This is a genomic window from Pyxidicoccus xibeiensis (assembly GCF_024198175.1).
In the GTDB taxonomy this organism is placed as follows: domain Bacteria; phylum Myxococcota; class Myxococcia; order Myxococcales; family Myxococcaceae; genus Myxococcus; species Myxococcus xibeiensis.
Genome location: NZ_JAJVKV010000005.1, coordinates 247,282 through 270,469 on the forward strand (window position 1 = coordinate 247,282; position 23,188 = coordinate 270,469).

Here is a 23,188-nt window from a genome sequence, read left to right on the forward strand (position 1 = left end):
AGGGTCGGTCGCGAGCGAGCGGTCCCATCGTCGTATCACGCGGCGGAAGCGGGTTTCAATTGCAGGAGCCGTCGGGCCGGCACCCGGAAAACCCCCCGTTCCTGGGATACGTGCTGGCTCGGGTCCTCCCCGGTGGGCGCTGCATTCTCGCAAGCCCACCAGGCAGGAGGCCGACACCCCATCATGGAGCGTGTCACCCGCGAGCCACGCGGAGGCCGCGAGCCGGCTTGGGCAGGCCCGGCTCGGCAGCCCTTCTCGAGCTACTTCCGCGTCGACGTCTGGGCCGGCGCCGCGTGGACGTCGAGGAACCGGGCGGCGCGCGCGAGGAACTCGATGAGGTTCTCCTTGCGGGCGAGCGAGTGGCCCTCGTTCTCCGCGACCATGTACTCGACGGGGACCTTGCGGGCGCGCAGCGCGTCGACGATGAGGTCGGACTCGCTGCGAGGCACGCGCGGGTCATTCGCGCCGGCATAGACGAACAGCGGGTCGACGATGCGGTCGGCGTCCTTCAAGGGGGAGATGGACGCGAGGAAGGCGGCGTCCTTGTCGGGGTCACCGAACTCGACGAGGAAGATCTCCCGGATGAAGCCGCTGGTGGTGGCCATGAAGGTCTTCAGGTCGGCGACGCCGAACAGGTTGACGCCCGCGCGCCACAGGTCGGGCATGCGGGTGAGGCCGATGAGCACGGTGTAGCCGCCATAGCTGCCGCCGTAGATGATGACGCGGTCCGGGTCGGCCCACGGCTGGGACGCGGCCCAGCGGCCGGTGGCCTCGATGTCCTTGAAGGCCGCCAGGCGCGCAGGCCCGTTGTCGCCCTCCTCGAAGGCGCGGCCAAAGCCGCTGGAGCCGCGCACGTTGGGCTCCACCCACGCGTAGCCCTGGGACAGGAAGAAGGCGATGGACGGCGACCACTTGATCTTCGAGTTGCCGGAAGGCCCGCCATGGTAGCTGACGATGACGGGCAGCTTCCCGGCGCGCTTCTTGGGGAGGAAGACGTTGACGGGCAGCTGCAGCCCGTCATGGGCGGGCACGGAGGTGATGCTCGCTTCGATGGCGGGCACCTCGCGCAGGGACGGGCGGGGCTCGCGGCGCAGCGGAGACACCTTGCCCGTCTTCGTGTCGATGACCCACACGTCGGTGGGAGAGGTGGGGGTGGACCAGGTGGCGGTGAGCCGCCGGCCATCCTCGGAGAAGCGGTCCAGGCCGCCCTGGCCCAGCGGCATGGAGACGCGGGCGCGGGGCCTCAGCGTGACGCCATCGAGCAGGCGGACCTCGCTGCGGTTGCCGGCGTCGAGCGACAGGCCGACGGCGCCACCCCGCTTGGCGACCTCGACGCCCTGGATGAGCGCGGTGGCGGGGGCCTTCTCCACGTAGCGGGCCTTCTCGTCGCCGGTCTCCGCGTCGAGCGCGAGCAGCCACGCCTGCTCGCCGCCGCCATCGGTGGCGACGTAGGCCGTCTTCCCGTCGGGGGAGAAGCGGGCCTCGAAGATGGAGACCTTGCCCTCGCGGGGGTAGAGCTGCTTCACGGCACCGTTCGCGAGGTCGATGCGCACGAGGAAGTTCTCGGAGCGGGACGGGTAGCGCACGTAGAGGCCGCTCTTGCCGTCGCGGCTGACGTCGGTGAGGAAGCCGGGCGTCTCGTCACGGTGGATGGCGCGGGCCTCGCCGCCGGAGGCGGGCACGGCATACACGGAGGTCTGCGCCGCGCTCATCGGGCGGGCGCTGAAGTAGAGGGTGTCCGGGGCCAGGTCGGGCACGAAGACGTTGTCGCGGTTGAGCTTCTCGCCCGAGGTGAGCTCCACCGGCGCGGAGCCATCGAGCCCGACCTTCCAGATGGACCAGTTCTCATCGGCGCCCTTGTCGGACATGAACAGGAGCGACTTGCCGTCCGGAGTGGTCATCGCCTGGGAGACGCGCTCGCTCCACGCGAAGAGCCGCTTCGCGGGCGAGTCCGGGCGCTTCGCGTCGGCGACGTAGAGCTGCGGCAGGCCGTCGCGGTTGGAGATGAAGAGGGTGCGCTGGCCATCGCGGGTGAACTGCGGCTCGGCGTTGATGAACGCGTCCACCAGGGGGGTGACCCTGGCGGCGAGCTCGGAGACACGGGCCGCCTCCTCTCCGGCGAGCACGTCGGGGGCCACCTTCGCGGCGGGTGCGGTGGGCTCTGGGGCGGCGGGCGCTGCCGGTCCGGAAGCGGCGGCGGGCTCCGGCGACGAGGGCATGGCCGGAGCACCGGCCGTGGAGGTGGCGTCGGGAGCGGTGGCGGTGGGGGCTGGCTCCGGCTGGGGCTGCGGCGAGCTCGCGCAGGCGGCGAGCAGTGTGACGAGAGCGAACAGGAAGGGGCGCATGGCGCGGCAAGCTACAGCGCGGCGTGGCGGCCCTCCATCGCGGACTCGGTGGTGCAGCGGCCGACCGTCAACGCCCTGACGCAAGCCTCAATCCAGGTAGCCCCAGCGGTCCTCTTCGAAGACGTAATACGGGCGGCCGAAGGGCACCCGGTCCGTCCAGCCCAGCACGTGCCGGGCCGACTCCGCGGACACGTCGTAGGTGAAGCCGAAGTGGGGCCCGCCGAACTTCGCGGGGGGCAGCGAGGGAAGGAAGTCCGGGACGAGCGCCTCCAGCGTCTCGGGCAGCCGGCCGTGCTTCGCCTGGAAGGCCCGGCAGGCGGCGATGAGGACCTCGGCATTCGCGCGGGCCCGCTCGCTCCCGGCGCGGTCGGGCCGCAGCACGATGAACAACGTCATCGCCGCGCCTGCGGCGTCCGCGGCGAGCCGGCGGGTGGTGGCGAGGAGCCGGCGGAGGGCTCCCTGCTTCGTGGACGTCTCCATGGCTGTCTATCTTCTCCGAAGGGAGGAACCCCATGCCGGAAATCGAGGAGCCCCGACGTCTGGGCGAGCCATCGGAGGAGCCGCCGGAGCGCCAGGCTGTCTACATGGAAGAGGAGCCCGGCCACACGCCCGCGGTGGCCGAGGGAGACGATGACGATGCTCCATGCCGGGAGCATCCCTACCCGGACCCGGACCACACGCCCGGCAGCGCGGAGGGCTGAGAGGGAAAGGCGCCTGTTGCCTCCAGGTCCACACCAGGAAGGCGGCCGTGGCCTGGCAGGCAACAGCATTGCAATTGGCTCACAGTGAGCCGCGCCCTGGCCCTGGAGTTGCTTCATGCGAGCCCCTACTCCGAGGGGGCTTCATGAAGAACACCATCCGGTTCACCGCTGTCTCGATATGCCTGCTGCAGGCCGCCTGTGTCATGGATCCCCAGAACGGGCAGACCTTCAGCACCCCCACGGGAACGGGGGTCTACTTCTCCGCCTTTACTCCCTCCGCGGGCGCCACCAACAACGTGCAGGTGCTGAACAGCCCGACGTTGGACCCCTCCGTCGCCGCCAACTGGACGACGCTGGGCACGGCCGTCTCCGCCACGTCGGGCTTCACCGACACGCAGGGCACCACCGTCTACAACTGGAGCACCACCGTGACGCCGGTGCCCTCGGCGGCCTACGCGGCGCGCTGGCCTGCCGGTGGCCTGGGCTTCCTCCGGGCGATGACGGCCGACGGCTATACGCACACGACGTTCGACACGGTGACCTTCAACGACTGCTGGGCGGAGGTGACGGGCCGGGAGGGCTGGACCTGGACGGACATCACCACCAACTGCGGAGGGCTCGGCGGCTCGCGGCTGGCGGTGGTGTCGACGACGCCCACGCCGCTGGACCTGGGCCGGTCGGCCACGGGCGTGCGCTTCCTGTCGAAGAAGGGCGTGGGCAATCCCACGGAGACCCTCAACTACTACAACACCATCGGTGCGCCGCTGACGCTGACGGCCTTCCGCACCCGCTACATGCTTCCCTCCGCGGGCGACGTGGAGCCCGAGGTGACGGCCACGTACTACAACGACGGTGACCTGGGCATCGGCCGGGAGATGCACTGCCGCCGGTTCGCGGCGAATGCCAGCCATGGCGCGGGCGTCGCCTGCCACGTGAGCAACTACGGGACGTTCGGGCACACCGCGGACGCGGACATCACCGCGGCGCTCAACCAGGCCACCTCGCGCACCGGCGCCTTCGCCACGGTGGCCATGGTCTACGAGCCCTCCCGCGCCAGCAACCCCGTCACCTTCATGGTCTACGACGCGGCCGGCAACCGCAGCAACGTGGCGCCGCTCGACGTGCGGCAGGCCAATACCTCCGTACCGCGCAACTGCCTCACGTGCCACGGCCTCGGCTCCTACGTCAGCACGTCGGGCACCACCGTCAACGTCAACAACGCCCGCTTCCTGCCGTTCGACCTGGACAGCTTCCGGTACAGCGCCAACGTGCCCTTCCGCCGGGTCGACCAGGTGGAGAGCCTCCGCAAGCTGAATGCCCTCGTGAAGAGCACGGTGCCGTCCACCACCGCCATCTCCCGGCTGGTGGACCAGTGGTACCCGGCGGGGGTCAACAACGTGAACGCGCCGTTCGATGGCAAGGCGCTGCCGGCGGGCTGGACGACGACGGGCAGCAACGCCGCGGACTACCGCGCCATGTATGACGGCGTGGTGAAGAACTACTGCCGCACGTGCCACATCAGCTCCGACTACGCGCCCCTCACCTTCGAGAACCGGGCCGACTTCGTGGGCAGCGGAGACCGCATCCTGGACCTGACGTGTGACTGGCCCGCGGCGCGCTCGGACACCGCCGGCATGGGGGGAGCCATGATGCCCCACGCGGAGCACGTGGCCCGTCGCTTCTGGCAGAGCGGTGCCCGCGCGTTCCTCGTGACGGGCTTGAACGGCATGGGCAAGCCCCGCGCGGGCTGCGTCCCCTGACGTGCCGCCGGCGGCGGGGCCTTCAGCTCTCGCGAGGCCCCGTCCGCTCGGTGGCAATCTCCAGCCCCTGGGCGACCTCGGGGATGATGCCCAGCCGGACGTAGATGGGGCGCACGCGCTCGCGCAGCGCGGGCAGCTTCCGGCGGAACCACGCGGCGCCCAGCAGGCACAGGCCGCCGCAGATGGCGAGCGTCCCCGGCGCGCCAATCCGCGTGGCCAGCGCGCCGGCCAGCAGGCTGCCGAAGGGGGCGGTGCCCATGAAGGCCATGGCGTAGAAGCTCATCAGCCGGCCGCGCATCCGCTCCTCGACGATGGTCTGCAGCACGGTGTTGCAGGCAGCCGTCGTCACCATCATCCCGAAGCCGCAGAGGACCATCGTCACCAGTGACAGCGCCAGGTGCCGGGACGCGGAGAAGGACAGCAGCCCCGCGCCGAAGAGCAGGGTGGTGATGACGATGATGCCGCCCAGGCCCCGCACGGAGCGGCGGGACGCCAGGAACCCCGCGCCCCCCAGCGCGCCCATGCCCGCGGCGGCCATCAGGAAGCCGAGCGTGTTGGGTCCGCCGTGCAGCACCTCGGAGGCCATGACGGGCATCAGCGTCGTCAGGGGCATCCCCATCAGACTGACCAGGGCCACCAGCCCCAGCAGGGCGCGGATGGGCGGGAAGTGGAAGGCGTGCTGGAAGCCCTCCTTCAGCTCCGTGAGGACGTGCGCGTGCCGGTGCTCGCGCACACGCGGCGTGATTCGCATGGCCAGCAGCGAGGCAATCACCGCCAGATAGCTGACGCCGTCGATGAGGAAGCAGCCGCCCTCGCCCACCATGGCGATGAGGCCGCCGGCCACGGACGGGCCCAGCAGGCGGGCCGCGTTGAACATGGACGAGTTGAGGGCGATGGCGTTGGGCAGGTCCGCGCGGTCCTCCACCATCTCCACCACGAAGGACTGCCGCGCGGGCACGTCGAAGGCGTTGATGAGCCCCTGGACCACGCTGAGCGCGGCCACGTGCCACACGGCGATGACGCCGGAGAGCGCGAGCGCCGCCAGCGCCAGCGACTGGAGCATGGCCAGCACCTGGGTGACGACCAGCAGCCGGTGCCGGTTCCAGCGGTCCACCAGGACGCCGGCGAAGGGGCCCAGCAGGAAGGACGGCAGCTGCCCGCAGAAGCCCACCAGCCCCAGCAGCAGCGCCGAGCCCGTGAGCCGGTACACCAGCCAGGCAGTCGCCACGCGGGTGAGCCAGGTGCCGACGAGCGACACGCTCTGCCCCGCGAAGAAGAGCCGGTAGTTGCGGTGGCCCAGGGCCCGCAGCAGGAACCGCCACCCGCCGCGTGGGCTCTGCTCTCCAGGCTGCCGCTTCTCCATTCCGTGCCTGCTCCTCGGTGGGTCCGCGCCGGTGCGCTTGGGGGAAACGTGGGCCCTGGACGCGGGCCGTGCCGGGGGCCGCCAGGAGGGCGGGCGGCCGGGCCCGCGGCATGTCGGGCTCGCGCTACGGGACGGGCGAAGCGGGACGTGGATTCAACCCGGCGGAGCGCTGACGGGGGCCGCCGCCTCGGCCTGGCACTTCCACCACCACCGTGGGCATGTCGTCGGGCAGGGGCTGGTACACGGCCGCGTGGTGCTCCTCCGTCGACATCTCCGGGTTCAGGTACTGGTCCATCACCTTGGAGAGCTGCCCGTGGCTCGCGGGCAGCGTGGGCAGGCGGGAGGTGTGCTGGCACCCCACGGCGAGCAGCAGCAGGGCAGGGAGGGCAATGAGGGAGTGACGCATCGCCAACACTCTACCGCCGCTGGTTCAGCTGTTGCTCATCCGCTGCTCGCGTTGGGCTCGAGGGAGGGATGGCGTGAGAAGGTGGACAGGGGCAGGGGCGTGGTGGGGACTGGGTGTGGCACTCGTGACGCTGGTGGGGTGCGGCGCTCCCCAGGGTGAGGAAGAGAGTTCCACGGGTGGGAACGACGGGCGTGCCACTCAGCGTGCGGCGCTGACGACACAGACGGTGACGCTGTCGGCGTCGGCGGACGCGCACGTGGTGGCGACGGCGCCGACGACGAGCTACGGCTCCTCGCCCACGCTGGAGGTGGACCTCGCGCCCGAGTCGGAGGCGTACCTCAAGTTCTCCGTGCCGGACCTCGAAGGGACGGTGACGTCAGCGCGGCTGCGGCTGTACGCGGTGGACGGCTCCGCCAATGGCCCCACCGTGTATGACCCGCCCGGCGTCCGGGACTTCAACGAGCAGGTGACGTGGAACACCCGGCCGCAGGACTGCTGCAGCTCGTGGAGCATCGCGAGCGTGGGCGCCGTCGCCAGCGGCACGTGGATGGAGTTCGACGTCTCGAACGCGTACTTCCACGAGGGCAGCAGCTTCCGGGTCTTCCTGGGCGCGGACAGCACGGACGGCGTGACGCTCGCGTCCAGCGAGCACCCCGACGTGTCGCTCCGCCCTCAGCTCATCCTCACCTTCGAGTCCGCGGCGGACCACCCGATGCCGCGCCCCCCTCCGTTCGCGCCAGCCAGCGCGCCCGTGGCCTTCGCCCCGAGCGCCGACACGTACGTCTCCGAGGCCAGCCCGGGCTCGGCCAGCGGGGGCTCCTCCACGACGCTGCTGGTGGATGGCTCGCCGCAGCAGGAGGCACACCTGCGCTTCACCGTGCAGGGCCTGGGTGAGACGGTGCAGCGCGCGGTGCTGCGGCTGCACGCCACCGCGGGCACGGATGACGGGCCGGCGGTGTACGCGACGCAGGGCAGCTGGAGCGAGTCGGGTGCCACCTGGAGCTCGCGGCCCACGAAGGTGGGCGCCGCGCTGGCGGACTCGCAGGCCATCGCCGCGGGTGCGTATATGGACTACGACGTGACGGACGTGGTGCGGGGCAACGGAGACTACGGCTTCGGCGTGTCCGCCACGTCGACGGACGGGGTGACGTTCCACTCGCGCGAGGCGGCGGATGCCACGCGCCGTCCCCAGCTCCTCGTCTGGACGGGAGCGCCCCGGGCCGCGCCCACGGACGCCTGCCTGACGCGCACGGAGGTCTTCTCGCGCGAGACGCCGCCGACGCAGGACACGTACGTGGGGGAGGACTCGCCGGACATGAAGTTCCAGCACCAGGCGGCGCTGCGGGTGGACTCGGAGCCCCGGGCGGAGAGCTTCCTGGACTTCGACGTGAACCTGGACGCGGGCCGCGTCCGCCGGGTGCTGCTGCGGATGTACGCGGTGGACGCGACGGGCAACGGGCCCCGGCTTTTCCGGGCGGCGCCGTTCGAGGCGGCGTCGACGGACTGGAACCACCGCCCCGCGGTGACAGGCGCCGCCATTGGCGACCTGGGCGCGGTGGGCCGGGACACGTGGGTGGAGTACGACGTGACGGGCGTGGTGACGGCCTCGGGCCGGTACACCTTCGCGCTGCACCCGGACAGCACGGACGGCGCGCGCTTCGTCTCCACCGAATCGGAGGCGCGCGGCATCCTCTCGGGGGCGCCCCGGCTGGTGGTGGTCTACGAGAGCGACGCCTTCTGCTCGTACCGGGGCACGAAGCCCTCGGGCACCACGGTGTGGGCGCACCAGGCCGGAGGGCCGCTGGCGGAGCACTCGGTTCACGTCGCCCCGGCGCCGAACGGAGGCTTCGCCGCGCTGTCCACGGTGGAGCCGGCGCCGGACGCGTCGCCCCGGAGCGACCCGACGGACGTCGTCACGCTGCACCGGGCGGACGGGAGCGTCGCCTGGACGCGCTCTTTCACCCAGCCGGGCGTGTCGCTGTCGAAGGTGGTGGTGACGGCGGTGGGCAACGTCCTGGTGGCCGGCTCGTATGAGGGGACGCCGGACCTGGGCAAGGGCGCGCTGCCCCGGGGCCGTGGCATCGTGGTGATGAAGCTCACGCCGTCGGGGAGCGTGGACTGGACGCGCGGCTTCACCGCCTGGTACCAGCTGCCGGACGAGTACCTGGACAACCCGATGACCGTGCTCGACCTGACGACGGACGCGCACGGCAGCGCGCTGCTGGTGGGCACGTTCTGGGGCTACACGGACTTCGGCAATGGCCCGGTGTACTCGGGCAAGGCCTTCCCCTACGACGACACGTACCCGAACTCGTTCGTCCTGAAGCTCCAGTGGGACGGCGCGCACCTCTGGTCCCGCGTGCTGGTGGCGGACACCCTGCGTGGGACGCGGGCGTCCAGCGTGGCGGTGGACGCGGCGGAGAACGTCATCGTCGGCGGGTGGGCGGGGCGGAACACGGACTTCGGCGGCGGCACCGTCGCGGACTGGGGCCCGTTCGTGGCGAAGTACTCCGTGGGCGGCGCGTACGCGTGGCACCGGCTCCTCCCGGTGCTCTGGAGCAGCCTGGCGGGTCTGGACGTCCTCCCGGACGGGCGCGTCGCCTTCGCGGGCAGCTTCGGCGGCCGCTTCACCTTCGCGGGCCAGACCTACGCCAGCAGCGAGCCGGACGAGTACGAGGGCGGCCCGTATGACGGGATGGTGGGGTTGCTCGGCGCGGACGGCGCGGACCTCGCGCTGCGCCAGTTCGCCTTCCACTCCTTCCACGACCTGGTCGTCGACGCGGCCGGAAACCTGGTGACGTCCCAGTGGGGGGAGGGCGGTGGCTTCGGCCTGGGCGAGGTCGGCTGGGAGCACGGCGAATGGGGCCGGCCCACGCTGGCGGCGTTCGGCACGGACCTGTCGACCCGCTGGGTGCGCGTCTTCGACCCGCTGGACTCCACGCTCCAGCTCGCGCCCGTAGGGGATGGGCTCGTGGTGTCCGGCCACTCCTCCCAGCCCTTCGAGCTGGAGGGCACCTGGTACATGCCCATCTCCCGCCGCTCGGATGTGCTGCGCTTCAAGCTGCGGCCGTAGCGCGGAGTCATTGCGGACCGCACGGCGAGGTGACAGGGCCGTGCGGTCCGAGATGGATTGAAACAGCGGGGATGCAACAGAAGCCGCGAGCGCCCGTTCCCTTCCTTCCAGTACGCGAGCGCGACGATGGCGGTGGGCGCGGGCAAGGAGCTGTTCGCCTACGTGTACCTGGACCCGGCGGCGCTGCCGCGTCAACTGATGCTCCAGTGGCGCGACGGCTCGGGGTGGGAGCACCGGGCGTACTGGGGCGAGGACCTCATCGCCTGGGGCACGCCGGGCACGGCGCCACGCCGGTACATGGGCCCTCGGCCGACGCTGGGGCAGTGAGTGCGGCTGGGAGGTGCCCGCCAGCGCCGTGGGGTTGGGAGGCGTGACGGTGGACGGCATGGCCTTCGCGCTCTACGACGGCAAGGCGAAGTGGGACCGGTCGGGCAAGCGGCAGTAGCCCGGAGCTGAGGCAGCCGGCCCGCTCCAGTGCATCAGAGCGGCCCGGTTCGGACGTCTCACGGAATGTGCGTGCGCATCACGCCGTGAGTCCCAGCCTCGTCCATTCGAAGAGTCGCTACGCGCAGGGGACCGACGCCAGGGGGAAGGGGAGGGTGAGGGCCCGGTAGTGGAACGGGCGGCCGGGCGTGTTCCCCGCCGAGCGAGCCGTCAGGGCACGGGCAGCCCGGCCGTCTTCACTGCGCGGGCGTTTTCGACGGAATGATCAGGGGGCGAAAAACGTATCCTTGACAGTGCCCGAGGCGGCTTATACAAGCCCGCCTCGTTGCAGCGCGGCGGACGCCTTCAGGGCGGATAGCTCAGCGGTAGAGCGTCGCCCTTACAAGGCGAGGGTCACAGGTTCAATCCCTGTTCCGCCCAAATGGTTGTGGGGAGTTAGTTCAGTTGGTTAGAACGCCGGCCTGTCACGCCGGAGGCCACGGGTTCAAGTCCCGTACTCCTCGCCAATAGAAGGGCCCGGAATCGCAAGGTTCCGGGCCCTTCGTCTTTTCTGGCTCCACTTGGGAGTCAAATGGGAGTTGCGGCGAGGTCCTCAGCGGGCCACCCCGGAGGAGAGCTAGAAGCACGCAGCAAAGCTCATCTATCGCTTCCAGCTCCAGGGCGGCCCCATTCAGCCCTGCTGCTCCCGCCCGGGCACGTGAGGACGGATGAGCCGTTTTTTCTGGATGCGCGAGGACAAGGCTGCTGCGGCCCTCCACGGTGGGTCTTTTGACGCGTGGCACCCATGGAGGCTGCCCGGTGTGCGCTGTCCGACGTGCGGCGCTACGTGGAGCGACGTGGGGCACTACTATCCGAGCATCGACTTGTCGCACCTGGCGGAGCGGAAGTACTTCGAGAAGGCCAGGCCCGAGCCCTTCGCCGAGTTCGCGCGCCTGCGCGAGCTGTTACGCCCCTTGGCGCCTCCCCAGGCCGAACTGCCACCTGGTACGGGCTTCGGGCCAGTGACAGGCTCGGCCTCTGGGAGGTTTGGCCCCCTGGCGTGGGTAGGAGAGCTGAAACTCCTCGTGCGCCGGGAGGCGCTGGAGCGGCTTCAGGCAGAGGGCGTGAGAGGGCTGCTGGCCTGCCCGACAGCCCTGCGCTTCCGGCGGAAGGACCCGCCGGAGTTGCTGGAGCTCCAGGTCGAGCCCCGCGGCCGGTTGCACCCGGACTGCATCCCCCCGGAGGTGCCTCCACCGTGCCCGACCTGTGGCCGGCACGCCTTCCGACGGCCCGACGAGCCCATCTTGGACGCAGCATCCCTACCCGCGGACCTGGACCTGTTCCGGGTGGGCAACTACGCAACGATGGTCATCTGCACCGAGCGCTTCATGGAAGCCGTCCACCGGCTGGACCTGGATGGCATCACCTACCGCGAGTTGCCTACGCGATGAGCGGGTCAAAGGCCACTGGCCTGCACGGCCGTCACCGCAGCCGAAGCCCAAAACACTGGTGTCGACACCACCGCGGAGCTAATCCCGTCTCATGACTCGTCACGCCTGGTTGGGACTGACGCTCTTGGCCGCCTGCGCTCCGAACGACATCGCGCGGACGTCCTGTCAGAGCGTGATGATGGCCACGCACGAGCCGTGGGAGTGCACGCTCCGCGGTGAGCGCATCGGACGCGCGTCGTCGCTCGAGTTCGATACGGAGTCGAAGAACCACGTCGCCCAGGTGAAGTTCACCATGAAAGTCACCCAGGGGACGCTGCGGGTCGGTTACCGCGACCTAGACGGCGACAAGCAGCTCACCGTGACTCCGGCGTCGCCGGTATCGCTCGAGATGCAGACGCGCCTCCACCGCGAGCGCCGCTCGTTCACGCTGTATTTCGAGCCCCTCGGCGGGCCCGTGGAGGGATTGACGGGGACGGTCGACTACTCCACGCCGTGAGGAAGTCGCGCGCGAGCCGGCGCCGGGGCCATTCCCTTACCGGTAGTCCACGTGCAGGGCCGGGGCGTAGTTGATGGAGCCGCCCGTCTGCTCGAGGCTGCAGTAGCTCGTGACCTGGTTCTGGTTGTCCCAGGTCTGCCCGCCCCAGCTCGGCACGCGATCCGTGATGGGGGACTGCCCCACGTAGAGGCCGTTCGAGGGCCAGGTCCCGCTCGCCCAGTTCTTCACGACGGTCGTCACGTCCCAGGCCTGCGCGCCGCCGGCCGTCGGCGCCGGCAGCCACCACGAGCCCGCCGTGTAGACCTGCGGCAGCGTGTTGAAGGTCACCGTGGATGGGCTCCAGGGCCCGGCGAGCGCCCGGACCAGATAGCGCGCGTCGGATACAGGGTGTGGGGCGAGGCCGCAGGGGTACATCACGAGCGCCGCCACGAGCACGTTCCTCCCCGAGAGCGCCGCCGTGTCGAACCGGAGCGCCGAGCCACCACAGTTGTGGAAGAGGGCCTGCCCGCCCGGGCCGATGGTCCAGGTGAAGTAGCAGCCCACATCATTCGGTCCGGAGGGGAGGGTCACGTTCTGGTTGGCGAGCAGCGCGGTGCTCTCCATCACGGTGGCGTCACCGGTCGTGCGCAGCACGGCGCGGCTCGCGGTGGTGAACGAGACCCCGTTGGAGGGCGCGGAGCTCGTCGCCCCCTTCACCGCGCGCACTCGCATCCAATAGGCCGTCGCGGGCGTGAGGCCGCTCACGCTCGTCGCGGTCATGTTGGCGCCGAGGCGGAAGGCCTCGGTGAAGGGCCCCGCCGCCGCGGTGGCGTACTCCACGGAGTACCCCGTCTCGTCCTGGGCCACGTCCGTCCAGGCGAGGCTCACGCTCGTAGCGGAGGTGACCGTCGCGGTGAGCCCGGTGGGCGCGGCGACGATGACAGGCGACGACGTCGTCGCCGAGACTGTCGCCGTGTAGCCCGAGGGCGACCACGGCGGCCCGGAGGGCGCGGGGGCGAAGAGGGGGAGCGTGCGGAACCGGTAGTGGTAGGGGGTGCCCGGCGCGAGGCCCGTGTCATCCCACGTACCGTTGGGCGGCCCGCCGAAGATGAAGTTGCCGAAGCGGGCCACCTCGGCCCAGGGGCCGGTGGTGGACGGCGCGCGCTCGATTGCGACGCCGCCGCAGATGTTCCAGGTCCAGCCGAGCCGGATCGAGGTCTGCGACAGCACGGAAGCCGACGTGCCCTCCGTGGCCGGGCACAACGTGGCGACGACGATGGGGCCGTTGTAGACGGCGACCTGCACCCAGGCGGAGGCGCCCGCGGCACTCACGGCCCGCACGCGGTAGTTGTTCCAGGCGAAGACCGGGCTCTCGTGCACCCAGCCGGTCGAGCCCGCGGGGAGCGTGACGGTCGCGCCCCAGGAGATGACCTCGCCGGAGTGCTGCACCTCGTAGGCGGTCTCGTCGGTCGCGGCGTCGGTCCAGGCGAGCCGCGCCACGCTGGCGGAGCCAACCGCCTCCTGCACGCCGGTGAGGCCGGTCGGCGCGTTGGGTGGCGCCGCCGCGGCCGTGCTCACACTCACGACGGAGGTGAACGCCGACGCGCCGGCGCCATTCACCGCGCGCACCCGGTAGAAGTAGGTGCTCCCGGTGGCGAGGCCCATATCGCCGTAGCCCAAGGCCGAGGCAGGGGGGCTCGCGACGAGCGCGAAGGGCCCGTCGCTCGCAACGGAACGCTCGACCTCGAAGCCGGTGAAGGTTCCGGACGGCGGCATCCAGGTGAGCTCCACGCCCTGGGAGCTCGTGGCCCGCGCGACGAGGTTCGTGGGCGCGGATGGCGCTGCCACGCCGCCGTCGGCTTCTCCGCCACCGTCGGCTCCTCCGCCGCCGTCGGTTCCTCCGCCGCCGTCGGCTTCTCCGCCACCGTCGGATCCTCCGCCACCCCCATCGTTGCCAACGACTGCTCCACCACCGTCTCCTGCGTCCCCGGCGGCTCCTTGTCCGCCGTCTGCTTCTCCATCGCCGGCCCCGTCGGTGGACCCGCCGCCGCACGCGGCAAGCGCCACGAGCGCGAACAGGAGGAGTGCACGGGAGGTGCGGGGCGAGGCGCGGGGCATGGAGACTCCGGTTGAGAGGAACATCGAGGCCGACTATTCCCCTGGCCCGCGGCACGGGGGGAGGTGCACTGGCGACAAGTCGGTTGGGCCACCCCTGAGTGGGGGGTAGGAGGCTGGCTCACCTTCACTTCGAGCGAAGCGGCCGCCCGCGACGTATCCTGTGGCCACGCCGCCAGCGACCGGAGCAGCCGTGCCCCCCGGCATCCCCACCATCACCCTTGACTCGCGCTCCAACCGTCCGGTCTACCTGCAGATTGCGCATGCGCTCATGTCCGAGATTCACCGCGGCCGGTTCCGGCCCGGCGACGCGCTCCCGGGCTACCGCACGCTCGCGCAGGAGCTGGGCGTGTCCCGCAACACGGTGATGGCCGCGTACCGCGAGCTCGCCGACGAGGGATGGCTGGTGGCGGCGCCGGGCGAGGGGAGCACCGTTGCACCCACGCCGCCGCGGCGCCTTCCGGGCGCCTCCGAGACTCCGCCCGGGCCCGCGGCGGAGCCCACGGGCGCCGGCATGGGCTTCGACCTCCGACGGCCCCCCGACGACCTCTCAGTGCCCGACGCCGCCCGCAATCTGCTGCGCGTCGCCACCGGCAACCCCGACCCGCGCCTCCTGCCTGGCGCCGCGCTCGCGCGGGCCTACCGCCGCGCGCTCACCGTGAACCCGCGCGGCACGCTCGCGGTGGACGACCCGCAGGGCCACCCCACCCTGCGCGAGGCGCTCGCGCGCACGCTGCGCGCGGCCCGCGGCGTCGCAGCCGCGCCTGAGCGCCTGGTGGTCACCCGCGGCGGGCAGCTGCCGCTGGCCCTCGTTGCCCACGCCCTGCTCGGGCCAGGCGACGCGGTGGCGGTCGAGGCGCTCGGGGCTCGGGACGCGTGGGAGGCGTGCGCCCGCGCCGGAGCGCGCTGCCTGCCGGTGCCGGTGGACGCTCAGGGGCTCGACGTGGACACCCTCGAGCGGCTCCTCTCGACGGAGCGGCTGCGCGCGGTGCTCATCACCCCGGTGCGCCAGTACCCCTCGGTGGTCGCGCTCTCGCCGGAGCGCAGGTCGCGGCTGCTCGCCCTCGCGGAGCGCCACCGGTTCGCCGTGCTGGAGTCCGAGCACGACGCCGAGTTCCAGTTCGAAGGCGCGCTGCCCCTGCCGCTCGCCGCGGAGGACCGCGCGGGCGTGGTGGTGCTGGTGGGCTCCCTCTCGAAAATCTTCAGCCCCGGGCTCCGCCTCGGCTTCGTCCACGCGCCCGCGCCCCTCGTGGCACAGCTGCGCTCCGCCCGCGACGCCCTCGACCGCCACGGTGACCCCGCGCTCGAGCGGGCGATGGCGGAGCTGCTCGAGGACGGCGAGATTGAGCGCCACCTCAACCGCATGCACCCCATCTACCGCCACCGCCGCGACGTGCTCGCGAACGCGCTCTCGGAGCACCTCGGCGCCGCGCTCACCTTCGCCCCGCCCACGGGCGGCCTCGCCCTGTGGGCCCGCACGCGAGAGGGGCTCGACGTGGACGCCTGGGCGCGGCGCGGCCTCGAGCGCGGGGTCGCCTTCCAGGCCGGCCGGCAGTTCGCCTTCGACGGCGGCGCCGTCCCGGGGCTGCGCATCGGGTTCTCCAACTACGGCGACGCAGAGCTGGTCGAGGTCGCGCGGCGCATGGGCGAAGCCCTCCCGGAGGAGCGATGACGGTGGAGTTGCAGCCGCTGGACGGGCGCGTCGTGCTCAAGGGACTGCTCGGGGAGGGCGGGATGGGCCACGTCCACCGCGCCTTTGACTCCACGCTCGAGCGCGCGGTGGCGGTGAAGTTCCTGCGCGGCGACGACCCGCGCGAGACCGAGCGGCTCGTCCTCGAGGCGCGGCTGCAGGCGCGAGTGGAGCATGAGAACGTGGTCCGCGTGCACGCGGTCGGCTCGCTGGAGGGCCGCGCGTGCCTCGTGCTCCAGCTCGTCGAGGGGAAGACGCTCGCGGACCTCGCCGCGGGCCTCACGCTCGCCACCCGGGTCGAGCTGGTGCGCCAGGCGGCCCTCGGGCTCGACGCCGCCCACCGCCAGGGGCTCGTGCACCGCGACGTGAAGCCCGACAACGTGCTGGTGGAGGAGGGGCCGGGCGTGCCGCTGGCGAGGCTCGGTGACTTCGGCCTCGCCCGCGGCGAGGAGGGCGGGCTCTCCCACTCCGGCTTCCCGGCGGGCACGCTCGAGTACATGGCCCCCGAGCAGCTCGCCAGCGCGGGCCCGGTGGACTTCCGCGCCGACGTCTATGCGCTCGGCGCCACCCTCTACGCGGTGCTCGCCGGGCACCCGCCGTTCCACGGGCTCGCCGAGGCGACGGGGCGCTCCGAGCCAGCGGGCCTGCTGCGCCGCATCCTCGCCGATGAGCCGCCGGCCCTCGGCGCCGCGGTCCCCCGCGAGCTGGCGCTCGTGGCCGCGTGCGCGATGGCGAGGGAACCGGCCGCGCGCTACCCCTCGGCGCTCGCGTTCGCCGAGGACCTCGGCCGCTTCCAGCGCAGCGAGCCGGTGCTGGCGCGGCCGCCGACGCTCGCCTACCGCGCCACGAAGTGGGCGCGGCGCAACCCGGTGGCGGCGCGCGCGGCCGCCGTGGCGGCGGCGGCGGTGGTGCTCGGCGTGGCGTGGGCCGCGTTCGCCGAGCGGCGGGCGGGCCTGGACGCGCTCGAGGCCGCGCGGCTGGGCGCCGAGGCGCAGCGCATGGAGAGTGCGATGCGCATCGCGCACCTGTCGCCCGCGCACGACCTCTCGCCGGTGTACGCGGCCATCCGCTCCACCGTGGACGAGCTGCGGCGCGCGGACGGCAGCGCCGGAGCGGCCGCGCGGGCCTTCGCCATCGGGCGCGGCCTCCAGCTCCTCCATGACGCCGACCCGGCCCGCGAGGCGCTCGAGCGGGCGTGGACGCTCGGGTTCCATCACCCCGAGGCGGCGCTCGCGCTCGGCCTGCTGGACGGCGAGCGCTACGCGCGCGAGCGCGCGCAGCTCCCGCGCATCGACGACCCGAAGCGGAAGGAAGGCCGCATCGCCGCGCTCCGCGCGCGCTTCCGCGAGCCCGCCGTGGCGCGCCTGCGGCTCGTCCCCGCCGCGACCGACGCCGACCGCGACCTCCTCGAGGCCCGCATCGCGCTCGTGGAGGAGCGCCATGCCGACGCCGCCGCGCTCGCCCGGAGGGCGCGCGAGGCCGGGGCCGACCCGCTCGAGGCGAGCACCCTCGAGGGCGAGGCCTGGCTGCGCCGCTCCCTCGAGGTCTACGAGACGCGAGACCTTGACGGGACGCTCGCGCCCCTCGCCGAGGCCCTCCCGGCGCTCCGGCGCGCGGCCGAGATAGGACGCAGCGCCCCCCGGCCCCGCCTCCTGCTCGCCCAGGCGCTCTTGCACGAGGGCGTGGTCCGCCAGCAGCGCGAGCCGGTCCGCGCCGACCGCTTCGAACCGGCGCTCGCGGTCCTCGCCGAGGGGCTCGCCCTGGACCCGAAGGACCCGGACCTGCTGGTCGCGCGCTCCGAGATTTTCGCGGAGAAGGGGCGCCTCGCACGCATGCTCGGCACCGACCCGGGCCCGGGCCTGCTCGCCGCGGTCACCTCCGCCGACGCCGCGACGCGGGCCGCGCCGGCGAACCGCTCCGCCTGGGAGCGGCTCGCCTGGGCTTGCCTCAATTACGCTCGAGAGCTGCGCGATGCCCGTTACGAGGTGGGCTGGGCCTGGGAGAAGGGCATCGCGGCGGCGACGCGCGCGGGCGAGCTCTCTCCCGAGTCGAGCATCCCGCCCTCGCTGCTCTCGCAGATGTACGCGGACCGCGCCGAGACCACCGGCATCCGCGGCGGCGACTCGACCGAGGACATCGAGGCGGCGCTCGTCGCGGCGCGCCGGGTGGCGGAGATTGGAGACCGCCCCATCGTGTCGCGCATCATGCTCTCCCAGGCCATACGCGAGGACGCCACCCGGCGCTGGTCGGCCGGCGAGGCGGCCGACGCGCGCTTCGCGGAGGCGGCCCGCATCATCGGCGAGGCCTTCTCGAGGGGCGAGGGCCAGTCGGCGACCGCCGGCTTCGGCGTGCAGATTGCGGTCCTCTGGGCCGAGTCCGTGCTCCTCGAGGGACGGGGGCCAGACGCCGCGCTGGCCGCGGTGGCTCCCTGGGCCGCGGCGCTGCGGACGCGCGTCGACACCGACATCATCGCCGCCGCCCAGCTCGCCGAGCTCGAGGTGCTCGACGTCCAGGCCGCGGTGCTGGCGGGACGGGACCCCGGGCCTGCGCTCGCCCGGGCCTGGCCGCTGCTCGAGAAGGTGGTGAAGGCCGGGGTCTACCCGGCGATGCGGGGCCGGATGGCGGAGGCCGAGCTGCACCGCGCGGCGTGGCTGGCCGGCCGCGGCCTCGACCCCCTCCCGGCCCTCACCGCCGCCGACCGGTACGCGCAGCTCATGAAGGCGGAGGATGCGAGCAGCCCCGACGGCTGGCGCCTCGAGACGGAGGTCGTGCTCGCGCGGCCCTCGCCGCTGGCGGCCGACCTCGCCCGGGCGCGTGCCGCCATCGACAAGTCCCTGACCTTCAGGCCGGAGGACCCGCGCCTCCTCGCCCTCCGCGGCCACGTGCTCGCCGCGTCGGGGGACCTCGCAGGCGCACGCGCCGCACTCGAGCAGGCCCGGACGCGGAACGGCCGGCTGGCGTGGGTCAAGTCGCTGCAGGCCAGGCTGCATTAGCGCGCCTCGGGGGGCCTCAGCGCAGGGCCGATGGCGAAATGCCAGTGGTGACGTTCGATGCCCGCGGCGTATTGGAGGAGTACCCGTCGGTTTTGCTAAGTCGGGACGGAACGCTTCAGGGGGCCGAAGACCATGGCGACGAAGACTCGAGAGCTGCAGCCCATCGACGTATATCTGGCGAGCGTGAGGGACCCGGCGGCGAAGAAGACGCTGGGGGCGCTGCGCATGCAGCTCCGGAAGCTGCTCCCCGGCGCCATCGAGACCATCAGCTACCGGATGCCCACCTTCAAGGTCGACGGGAACGCCGTGGCCGGCTTCGCGTTCTTCAAGACCCACTGCGGCTACTATCCCTTCAGCGGCAGCGTGGTGCCGGTGCTGGAGTCGGAGCTGGACGGGTACTCCACGTCGAAGAGCGGCATCACCTTCCCGCCGGACGAGCCGCTCCCGGCGAAGTTGGTGAAGAAGCTGGTGCAGACGCGGCTCGCGGAGCTTGCCACGCGAGAGAAGAAGCCCGCGGCCGCGAGCAAGAAGACGCTCGTCACCGAACGCGTGACCGACAGCGCCGTGAAGGAGGCCACCGGACGTGACTGGAAGGCCTGGATGCGCGCCCTGGATGCGGCGGGGGCGGCCGAGCTGAACCACAAGCAGCTCGTTGCTCACCTGGCCCGGGAGGTCGAGTCAGGCTGGTGGCGGCAATCCATCGCGGTGGCGTATGAACAGGCCCGCGGCAAGCGGGTGGTTGGTGAGACCGCGACGACGGGCTTCCAGGTGGGCGTGGTGCGCACGCTGCCGATGACCGCCCCCAAGCTGTGGGAACTGGTCACGAAGCAGGCGGAGCGCTGGCTTGGCAAGGGCGCGACGCTGAAGCTCGAGCCGGGCAAGCCCTATGAGGTCCCCAAGCGTCGCGGAGCGCCAGGCGTGCGCGGAGAGGTCCGGGTGGTGAAGCCCGAGCAACGCCTGCGCATGACGTGGCAGCCAGACGGCTGGACGAAGCCGGCAACGTTGCAGCTCACGCTGATGCCAAAGGCGCGGGGCGTGTCCCTGGGCGTGCACATGGAGAAGCTTCCGGACGCGAAGGCCCGGGAGGCGATGCGTGAGCACTGGTCGAAGGTCCTCACGAGCCTCGCGCAGGATTGACCATGAGCAGACCCAAGAAGGTCACGGAGCGCTGCCGCGACTGTGCAGTGGCGGGCGGCAAGCTCCACGAGCCATTCTGCCCCCAGGAAAGGTGCCCCTACTGCGGCGGGCAGCTTGCGTCCTGCGACTGCATCTTCGACGTCCTCCAACTGGATGACGCCGAACGCAGGGCCGTCGACGAATACGTCGATGACACGGTGGAACCGCTTCGAGGAATCATGGAGCGCTGGTGGGCCGCGCTCGAGTCCAAGGGGCGCCGCCCCTTCCAGCCCCTCCCACCCAATGACCCGGGCCGAGTCATCCATGCCGTCCTGACGGGACGGGTGGCCGACGTGCGGGCGCTGCAACAGGCTGGGTTCGAGGCAGATGTCGCGCGTGAGGACGGCTACACCCTGCTCATGGCCGCCGTGTTGAAGGAACGCGTCGACCTGGTGGAGTACCTCCTCGGCGCCGGTGCCGACCCGAATGCCCGGACCGCGTCCGGAGAGCGCGTCCTGGGCTTCGCGCTACGGAGCCGCGACACCCCCTCCGAGAGCAGCGACCCGACGGAGGACCGCCAGGCGCAGTGTGTCCGCCTGCTTCTCCGGCATGGGGCCGACCCCAACGCCGCGGGCCCGGATGGGCATACGCCCCTCATGGAGGCCGCGTGGTGGGGCGCCCTCGGGGCCGCCAGGGCCATGTTGGATGCCGGAGCCGACGCGACCCGGAAGGATGCGCGGAGCCGCACGGCATGCGCGCTGGCGCGCGAGCAGGGCCATGCCAGGCTCGCGGCGCTCTTGGAAGGCGCGATGAAACCGGCCTCGCCACGATGAGGCCTGGACCCAGGTGCGGTAAGGTCGCGCCATCATGAGTCCTGCTTCACCGTTTCGCTGGGGCCTCTGGGGCGCGCTGGTGACGCTGCACCTGCTCGCGACGCTCCGGCCTCCTGAAGTCCTTGCCCCCGCCGTGGGCGGCGCCATCTACGCGCCGCTCATGCTCTTTCAAGCCGTGGGGCTGCCCGTCTTCGGGAGGGCGGAGTCGGGGGGATGGTCGCATCCCTCGTGGCTCGGGTGGGCCCTCGTGGCCGTCCTCTGGGCCGCCGTGTGGTGGGGTGTGGCGTGGCTCTTGAGCCGCCTCATCTCCTCCATGTCCCGTGCTTCGCTCGGCACGTGGCACTGACTCTGGATTTTCTGCATCATCTGCCACCACACCGGTTCATCTCCCTTGCCCATGACAAACCCCACCACCGCCCCCATAGGCCGGCGCAGTCACCGCCGCGCCTTCAGTTTTCTCGGAGCTCTCTTCACCTGCTCCATGCTCATGACCCAGCCCGGCTGCGACGACGAGGAGCCCGAGCCCGAGCCCGAACCTGAGCTCCCGGCGCCGGTTCGCGTCCAGGTCCTGGCCTTCAATGACTTTCACGGCAACCTGGAGGCCCCGTCGGGCAGCACCGGCCGCATCCGCGTGCCTGCCAGTGATGGCGGCACCCCCGTGGATGTGAATGCCGGTGGCGCGGCCTACCTGGCCCACCACATCCAGGCGCTGCGGCAGGAGAACCCCCAGAACACCGTGGTCGTCTCGGCGGGAGACCTCATCGGCGCCTCGCCGCTGGCCTCCGGCATCTTCCACGACGAGCCCACCATCGAAGTGATGAACCTGATGGGGCTGGACATCAACTCGGTGGGCAACCACGAGTTCGACGAAGGCTTCACCGAGCTGCTGCGCATGCAGAGCGGCGGCTGCCACCCGGTGGACGGGTGCCAGGCGGGAGCGACGTTCCCCGGCGCGAGCTTCAAGTTCCTCTCGGCCAACGTGTTCACCCACGTGGCCACCCGGAAGACGCTGTTCCCGGCCTACGACATCCGCGAGTTCCAGGGGGTGAAGGTCGCCTTCATCGGGATGACGCTGGAGGGCACCGCGCTCATCGTCAACCCCACGGGCGTGGCGGGACTCACCTTCCAGGACGAGGCGGACACGGTCAACGCCCTCGTCCCCGAGCTGAAGCAGCAGGGCGTGGAGGCCATCGTGGTGGTCATCCACGAGGGCGGCCTGCCGACGGGCTCCTTCGATGAGTGCCCCGGCATCTCCGGGCCCATCAAGGACCTCGTCGAGCGGTTCGACGACGCGGTGGACGTGGTCGCCTCGGGCCACACCCACCAGGCATACAACTGCATCATCGACGGCAAGCGCGTCACCAGCGCGGCCAGCAACGGGCGCCTGCTCACCGACATCGACCTGGTGCTGGACCCCACCACGCGTGACGTGGTGGAGACGGCCGCTCGCAACGTCATCGTCACGCGGGAGACCGTGCATGCCCCGGTGGACGCCTACGTGAAGGAAGTCATCGTCAAGGTCGCGCCCCTCAGGGACAGGGTCATCGGCCAGACGGCGAGCGTGCTGGCGGCCCCCGTGCGGCCCCTCCCGGCGGGTAGCTCGGGGGAGTCCACGCTTGGCAACGTCGTGGCGGACGGGATGCTGGCGGCCACGCGCAGCGAGCAGACCGGCGGGGCCGTCATCGCCATGCAGAACCCGGGCGGCGTGCGCGCGGACATCAACGCGGGGGACATCACCTTCGGCGAGGTCTTCGCCGTCCAGCCCTTCGCCAACAACATGGTGACGCTGACGCTCACCGGCGCGCAGCTTGACACGCTGCTGGAGCAGCAGTTCCAGCCGGGAGGCACCTCCATCCTCCAGGTGTCGCAGGGCTTCGCCTTCAGCTGGAGCGCGTCGGCCCCGAGGGGAAGCAAGGTGGACCCGGCGTCCATCACCCTGAATGGCGTGACGGTGGACCCGGCGGCGAACTACCGCGTCACCGTGAACAACTTCATGGCCGGCGGCGGTGACGGACTCGCGGTGCTCACCGAGGGGAAGGACCCTCGCACCGGCCCCATCGACACCGACGTGCTCGAGGCCTACACGCGCGCCAACAACCCGATGCCGACGCCAGCGCTGGGCCGCGTCACCCTGCTTCCGTAGTGTGAGGCGAAGGGGGACCTCCTCACGGTAGGAGGTCCCTCCCTGCCGATGCCAGACCTGCCGTGAGCCAAGGGCCCCGTGACACCTGCAAGGTGCCACGGGGCTTTCTCTTTTCCCTGCCAGCTTCCTCTACGACCCGCAGCTTCGGAGATGCACCTGAGGTACCAATGCCATCCATGCTCGCACGGTCAACTGTCTGCTGATTGACACTCCTCGCGCCTCCTGGGCCGTACTTCGGGTGAAATTGGAAATATAAGGAACTCGGGTATTTCGGGTGCCGACTCCGGCCTCCGGCATCCCC

The 23,188-nt window shown here is 71.7% G+C and carries 17 protein-coding genes and 2 tRNA genes; 14 read left to right on the top strand and 5 right to left on the bottom strand.

Translation table 11 applies throughout. The annotated features are described in order from the left end of the window. Positions 1-260: 260 nt before the first annotated feature. Positions 261-2,345 carry a S9 family peptidase gene (locus LXT23_RS23680; RefSeq protein ID WP_253982543.1) on the bottom strand — a complete coding sequence of 695 codons (2,085 nt, stop codon included), beginning with the start codon at positions 2,343-2,345 and terminating at the stop codon, positions 261-263. Positions 2,346-2,432: 87 nt separating this feature from the next. Further along, a complete protein-coding gene (locus LXT23_RS23685) occupies positions 2,433-2,825 on the bottom strand; it encodes a hypothetical protein (protein ID WP_253982544.1) in 393 nt (130 codons plus the stop codon). Positions 2,826-2,857: 32 nt separating this feature from the next. On the opposite strand from LXT23_RS23685, the gene LXT23_RS23690 reads away from it, so the two are divergent. Next, positions 2,858-3,046 carry a hypothetical protein gene (locus LXT23_RS23690; protein ID WP_253982545.1) on the top strand — a complete coding sequence of 63 codons (189 nt, stop codon included), beginning with the start codon at positions 2,858-2,860 and terminating at the stop codon, positions 3,044-3,046. 143 nt (positions 3,047-3,189) lie between these two features. Next, positions 3,190-4,806, top strand: a complete 1,617-nt coding sequence (locus LXT23_RS23695) for a hypothetical protein (RefSeq protein ID WP_253982546.1) — start codon at positions 3,190-3,192, stop codon at positions 4,804-4,806. Between the two features lie 22 nt (positions 4,807-4,828). On the opposite strand, the gene LXT23_RS23700 is transcribed toward LXT23_RS23695, so the two are convergent. After that, a complete protein-coding gene (locus tag LXT23_RS23700; protein WP_253982547.1) occupies positions 4,829-6,169 on the bottom strand; it encodes an MFS transporter in 1,341 nt (446 codons plus the stop codon). A 124-nt stretch (positions 6,170-6,293) separates the two neighbouring features. Beyond that, complete coding sequence (locus LXT23_RS23705) at positions 6,294-6,575, bottom strand: hypothetical protein (protein WP_253982548.1); 282 nt, start codon at positions 6,573-6,575, stop codon at positions 6,294-6,296. Between the two features lie 115 nt (positions 6,576-6,690). Between LXT23_RS23705 and LXT23_RS23710 the strand changes: the two genes are divergently transcribed. The 6 genes from LXT23_RS23710 to LXT23_RS23735 all read left to right on the top strand — a co-directional run bounded on the left by LXT23_RS23710 (position 6,691) and on the right by LXT23_RS23735 (position 12,018). After that, the gene (locus LXT23_RS23710) at positions 6,691-9,648 is read left to right on the top strand and encodes a CBM96 family carbohydrate-binding protein (RefSeq protein WP_253982549.1); all 2,958 of its coding nucleotides are present in this window, start codon (positions 6,691-6,693) and stop codon (positions 9,646-9,648) included. 57 nt (positions 9,649-9,705) lie between these two features. Beyond that, positions 9,706-9,975: a hypothetical protein gene (locus tag LXT23_RS23715; protein ID WP_253982550.1), complete on the top strand. Its 270-nt coding sequence runs from the start codon at positions 9,706-9,708 to the stop codon at positions 9,973-9,975. Positions 9,976-10,440: 465 nt separating this feature from the next. Further along, positions 10,441-10,512: transfer RNA gene (locus LXT23_RS23720), tRNA-Val, on the top strand. A gap of 9 nt (positions 10,513-10,521) precedes the next feature. Then, positions 10,522-10,598, top strand: a tRNA-Asp gene (locus LXT23_RS23725). Positions 10,599-10,799: 201 nt separating this feature from the next. Next, the gene (gene sitI6 / locus LXT23_RS23730) at positions 10,800-11,522 is read left to right on the top strand and encodes a SitI6 family double-CXXCG motif immunity protein (RefSeq protein WP_253982551.1); all 723 of its coding nucleotides are present in this window, start codon (positions 10,800-10,802) and stop codon (positions 11,520-11,522) included. Between the two features lie 91 nt (positions 11,523-11,613). Then, a complete protein-coding gene (locus LXT23_RS23735) occupies positions 11,614-12,018 on the top strand; it encodes a hypothetical protein (RefSeq protein ID WP_253982552.1) in 405 nt (134 codons plus the stop codon). Positions 12,019-12,054: 36 nt separating this feature from the next. Here the strand turns inward: LXT23_RS23735 and LXT23_RS23740 are convergent, their stop codons facing one another. Next, positions 12,055-13,845, bottom strand: a complete 1,791-nt coding sequence (locus tag LXT23_RS23740) for a fibronectin type III domain-containing protein (protein ID WP_253982553.1) — start codon at positions 13,843-13,845, stop codon at positions 12,055-12,057. A gap of 460 nt (positions 13,846-14,305) precedes the next feature. Between LXT23_RS23740 and LXT23_RS23745 the strand changes: the two genes are divergently transcribed. The 6 genes from LXT23_RS23745 (at position 14,306) to LXT23_RS23770 (ending at position 22,887) form a co-directional block, all read left to right on the top strand. Further along, on the top strand, positions 14,306-15,784 hold the full coding sequence (locus LXT23_RS23745; protein ID WP_253982554.1) for an aminotransferase-like domain-containing protein: 1,479 nt from the start codon (positions 14,306-14,308) through the stop codon (positions 15,782-15,784). Then, entirely contained in the window at positions 15,781-18,795 is a 3,015-nt protein-coding gene (locus LXT23_RS23750; protein ID WP_253982555.1) for a serine/threonine-protein kinase, read from the top strand. Before LXT23_RS23745 ends, LXT23_RS23750 begins: the two co-directional genes overlap by 4 nt. Before the next feature lie 132 nt (positions 18,796-18,927). After that, positions 18,928-19,932, top strand: coding sequence for an SRPBCC domain-containing protein (locus LXT23_RS23755; RefSeq protein ID WP_253982556.1), 1,005 nt, complete (start codon positions 18,928-18,930; stop codon positions 19,930-19,932). 2 nt (positions 19,933-19,934) lie between these two features. Further along, positions 19,935-20,744 (top strand): ankyrin repeat domain-containing protein, encoded by an 810-nt coding sequence (locus LXT23_RS23760; RefSeq protein WP_253982557.1) that lies wholly within the window; start codon positions 19,935-19,937, stop codon positions 20,742-20,744. Positions 20,745-20,778: 34 nt separating this feature from the next. After that, a complete protein-coding gene (locus tag LXT23_RS23765; RefSeq protein ID WP_253982558.1) occupies positions 20,779-21,090 on the top strand; it encodes a hypothetical protein in 312 nt (103 codons plus the stop codon). Between the two features lie 135 nt (positions 21,091-21,225). Continuing rightward, a complete protein-coding gene (locus LXT23_RS23770; protein ID WP_256561110.1) occupies positions 21,226-22,887 on the top strand; it encodes a bifunctional metallophosphatase/5'-nucleotidase in 1,662 nt (553 codons plus the stop codon). The last annotated feature ends 301 nt before the right edge of the window (positions 22,888-23,188 follow it).

Bases quoted from the DNA above. Each gene is read 5' to 3' on its own strand.
- LXT23_RS23685 (WP_253982544.1), bottom strand. From the start codon at position 2,825: ATGGAGACGTCCACGAAGCAGGGAGCCCTCCGCCGGCTCCTCGCCACC.
- sitI6 (WP_253982551.1), top strand. From the start codon at position 10,800: ATGAGCCGTTTTTTCTGGATGCGCGAGGACAAGGCTGCTGCGGCCCTC.
- LXT23_RS23770 (WP_256561110.1), top strand. From the start codon at position 21,226: ATGCTCATGACCCAGCCCGGCTGCGACGACGAGGAGCCCGAGCCCGAG.
- LXT23_RS23750 (WP_253982555.1), top strand. From the start codon at position 15,781: ATGACGGTGGAGTTGCAGCCGCTGGACGGGCGCGTCGTGCTCAAGGGA.
- LXT23_RS23690 (WP_253982545.1), top strand. From the start codon at position 2,858: ATGCCGGAAATCGAGGAGCCCCGACGTCTGGGCGAGCCATCGGAGGAG.
- LXT23_RS23700 (WP_253982547.1), bottom strand. From the start codon at position 6,169: ATGGAGAAGCGGCAGCCTGGAGAGCAGAGCCCACGCGGCGGGTGGCGG.
- LXT23_RS23705 (WP_253982548.1), bottom strand. From the start codon at position 6,575: ATGCGTCACTCCCTCATTGCCCTCCCTGCCCTGCTGCTGCTCGCCGTG.
- LXT23_RS23765 (WP_253982558.1), top strand. From the start codon at position 20,779: ATGAGTCCTGCTTCACCGTTTCGCTGGGGCCTCTGGGGCGCGCTGGTG.
- LXT23_RS23755 (WP_253982556.1), top strand. From the start codon at position 18,928: ATGGCGACGAAGACTCGAGAGCTGCAGCCCATCGACGTATATCTGGCG.
- LXT23_RS23735 (WP_253982552.1), top strand. From the start codon at position 11,614: ATGACTCGTCACGCCTGGTTGGGACTGACGCTCTTGGCCGCCTGCGCT.
- LXT23_RS23760 (WP_253982557.1), top strand. From the start codon at position 19,935: ATGAGCAGACCCAAGAAGGTCACGGAGCGCTGCCGCGACTGTGCAGTG.
- LXT23_RS23695 (WP_253982546.1), top strand. From the start codon at position 3,190: ATGAAGAACACCATCCGGTTCACCGCTGTCTCGATATGCCTGCTGCAG.
- LXT23_RS23680 (WP_253982543.1), bottom strand. From the start codon at position 2,345: ATGCGCCCCTTCCTGTTCGCTCTCGTCACACTGCTCGCCGCCTGCGCG.